At 74.8% G+C, this 3,665-nt stretch carries 2 protein-coding genes; one reads left to right on the top strand and one right to left on the bottom strand.

Annotation, left to right across the window (positions count from 1 at the left end; translation table 11 throughout):
- Positions 1-1,183: sensor histidine kinase (locus tag D471_RS37405; RefSeq protein ID WP_017602403.1), on the top strand; the 1,183-nt coding region annotated here is incomplete at its 5' end.
- Between the two features lie 190 nt (positions 1,184-1,373).
- On the opposite strand, the gene D471_RS0132095 is transcribed toward D471_RS37405, so the two are convergent.
- Positions 1,374-3,665 (bottom strand): trehalase-like domain-containing protein (locus tag D471_RS0132095; protein WP_017602402.1); only part of this gene is annotated, 2,292 nt, incomplete at its 5' end.

The following is a 3,665-nucleotide window of genomic DNA, read 5'->3' as shown; positions in this document are numbered from 1 at the left end:
GGTGGTCGGGGCCGGGGCCGACTCCGACGTGCTGCGCGCGGCGGTGGCCGCCACCGCCGCCGGGGAACGCGGGAACCTGGCCGTGCACCTGCCGGGCGGGACGACGGTCGGTTCGAGTCACGCGCGGCCCGAGGACGCCGAGGGGCGCAGGGGCGCCCGGGAGTCCGGTGAGGTGCGGGTGGAGGGCGGCACCGCGTACCTGTTCCCGGCGCCCGCCCCGGCCGGGGGAGACGCCGTCGTCGAGGTGTACGTGCCGCGCGGCGAGGTGATCGCGGAACTCGGTCGCACCGTGGCGGCCCTCATCCTGGTGGCGGCGCTGTCGGTCGCGGGCGCGGTGGCCCTCGCCGACCGGCTCAGCCGCCCCGCGCGACAGGCCCTGAGCGCGTTCGCGGCGACGGCCGTGGCGATCGGTGAGGGACGGCTGAACGCCCGGGTCCGCGTGCGCGGCCCCCGTGACCTGGTGGTGCTGGGGGAGTCGATCAACGCGATCGGCGACCGGGTCCAGGGTCTCCTGGACCGGGAGCGGGAGATGGCCGCGGACGTCTCACACCGGCTGCGGACCCCGTTGACGGCGCTGCGCCTGGACACCGAAACCCTGCCTGGGCCGGAGGGGGACCGGATCCGCGAGGCGGTCGGCGCGCTGGAGCAGGACGTGGACGACATCATCCGCAACGTCCGCCCCGTGGACGAGACGGGGCCGCGTGAGTGCGACCTCGCCGAGGCGGTCCGGGACCGGATGGGGTTCTGGTCCCTGCTCGCCTCGGACCAGGGGCGGGACGTGGAGGTCAGTCTTCCCCAGGCGCCCGCCCGGGTCGGACTGTCGCGCGAGGACTGTACCGCGGTGCTGGACGCCCTGGTCGGCAACGTGTTCCGGTACACCCCGGCGGGCGGCCCGTTCGCGGTCACGGTGGTGTGCCACGCGGGGTGGGTGACGCTGATCGTGGAGGACGCGGGTCCCGGGTTCGCCGACCCCGCCGGGGCGTTGCGGCGCGGTGCCAGCGGCGGCGGATCGACCGGGCTCGGACTGGACATCGTCCGGCACGCAGTGGAGGCGACCGGCGGCACCATCCACCTGGAGCGGGGAAAGCTCGGCGGCGCGCGGGTGCGGTCGCGCTTCGCCGAACTGGGTGTCCCGCACGATCAGGACCAGCCCCGGGCGTGGCGGTTGCGCCGCTCGGGGTGAGACCCGGGGCGGGCCTCGGGGAAAGGGCCGCGCGGGTCGCGGGACGGTCACGTCCCGCGCGGCGGTCAGGGGCGCCGGGGAACGGCGGCGCGGCGTTCCGTGGGCGACCGGCGGCCCTGATCCGGGAGGAGACCGGGAACCCGGGAGGGGTCCGGGGCCGGGTGGCCCCGTGGCCGACCTCGGTCGAGGGTCATCGGTGTCGGTCGAGGAGTTGGGCGCAGCGGATCAACCCCAGATGCGAATACGCCTGCGGATGATTGCCCAACGCCCGCTCCGAGCCGGGATCGAACTCCTCGGGAATCAACCCCGTCGGCCCCGCCCGCTCCACCAGATGCGCGAACAACTCCTCGGCCTCCACCCCACGCCCCGTGAGCAGATACGCCTCGATCAACCACGCCGTACACAGATGGAAACCACCCTCACCCCCCGGCAACCCGTCATCGCGCCGGTACCGGTACACCGTCGGCCCCTGCCGCAACCCCGCCTCCACCGCGGTCACCGTCGCCTGGAACCGCTCATCGGCCGGATCCAACAACCCCGACAGGCCGATGTGCAACGACGCCGCGTCCAGATCCTCACCCTCATAGGCGGTGGTGTAGGCCCCCACCGACTCGTTCCACCCCTTGGCCACCACCTCAGCGGCGATATCGGCCGCCAACGGCCCCCACACGGGGTCCACCACCCGACCGAACCGGTCCGCCAGCCGCACCGCCCGGTCGAGGGTGACCCAGCACATCACCTTGGAGTACACCCGCTGGCGGGGCTCGTCCCGCTCCTCCCAGATCCCGTGATCGGGCTCGTGCCAACGGCGGGCGACCGCCTCGGCCATCGACCGCACCAGCTCCCAGTCCCGGTCGGCCAGCACCCCCCGCCGGTGGGCCAGATCCGCGATGAGCTCGACGACGGGCCCGAACACGTCCAGCTGCACCTGGTGGTCGGCGGCGTTGCCCACCCGCACCGGACGCGACCCGGCGTACCCGGCCAGGGACTCGATGGTCTCCTCCGGGCCCAGGTCCGTCCCGGCCAACGTGTACAACGGCCGCAACAACTCCGGCGAGGGCAACGTGGCCACCACCCGGTGCACCCAGTCCAAGAACGCGTCCGCCTCGGCCGTGGAGCCCAGCGACACCAGAGCCCGCACGGTCAGCGCCCCGTCCCGCAGCCAGCAGTACCGGTAGTCCCAGTTACGCACCCCCCCGATCTCCTCGGGCAGGGAGGTGGTGGCCGCCGCCATCACCCCACCCGAGGGGGTGCACAACCCCCGCAACGTCAGCGCCGAACGCGCGGCCAGCTCCCGGGCGGCCACCGGCAACGTCAGGGTGTCCAACCAGCCCGCCCAGTGGTCACGCACCGCCCGTCGGCGGTCGGGCTCGGCCACCGGCGCCGCGGACAGGTCAGCCGTTCCCAGGCGTAGTTCCAGCACCACCGGGTGCTCGCTGGTGGGGTGGACGGTGGCGCGGGCGGTGTCGTGGACGCCGTCGTGGTCGATGGCCCATCGCACGCCGGGGGCGTGCAGCACCATGGGGAAGTCGGCGCCCTGGACCACCAGACCGTCGGTGTGGGCGCGCAACCGGACCGGGGTGCGGCCGAAGTCGGGGCGGGGGGCGAACTCCACGCGGGCGGGGGCGGTGCCGGACAGGACCCGGACCAGGTCGGTGCGGCCCCGCTGGGTGGGGTGGGCGAGGTAGTCGGTGACGTGCAGGCCCGCGAAGCGGGTGTGCACGGTCATGGTGCCCGGCTCGTAGCGCTGGCCCAGGGGTTGACCGCCGTGGGCGGGGGCCAGGGCGAAGGTCCCCGCCGACCGGCCGCCCAGGATCTCGGCGAAGAGCGCGCCGGAGTCGGGTTCGGGGTGGCACAGCCAGGCCAGGCGGGCGTCGGGGCCCACCAGGGCGACCGAGGTCTGGTTGGACAGCAGGGACAGGCGTTCGATGGGGGTGGGGCGTTCCCCGAAGGTCCAGGCGCGGCGTTCGGTGACCAGGGCGGCCAGGAACAGGGCGGCGGTGGGGGTGTCGGGGATGGTGTGGGCGGCCACGGTCAGTCCCTCCCCGACCCGGATGCCGGCGTCGGGGCCGGTCAGGTGGGCGAAGACGTCTTCCTCGCCGTCGCCGCCGCCGATGTAGCAGGTGGCGGTGGCCTCGACGTGTTCGCGCAGGGCCTGCAGGGCGGTGGGCTTGTTCGAGGGGTGGGTGTGCAGGGCGGTGTCGGGTTCGGTGCCGTGGGCGCCGACCAGGTGGATCTCGGCGGGCAGGCGGGAGAGGGTGGCCAGGCTGGTCAGGGGGCGGGAGGAGATGACGGCGCAGGTGGTGGCGGGCAGGTCGGCCAGCTCGCGCAGGGCCCGCACGGCCAGGGGGTGCGGGCGGGCGGAGTCGTCGGGGTCGGGGGTGTCCCCGGCCGGGGTGAGGGCGCCGTCGTAGTCGCAGGCGATGAGGAGGCGGGGGGTGCGGGCCAGGGCGGAGATCCGCCGCCGCACATCCACGGGCAG

Origin of the sequence: Nocardiopsis lucentensis DSM 44048 (genome assembly GCF_000341125.1) — a bacterium.
GTDB classification, from domain to species: Bacteria; Actinomycetota; Actinomycetes; order Streptosporangiales; family Streptosporangiaceae; genus Nocardiopsis; species Nocardiopsis lucentensis.
This window is presented reverse-complemented; position numbering and strand designations above follow the sequence as displayed.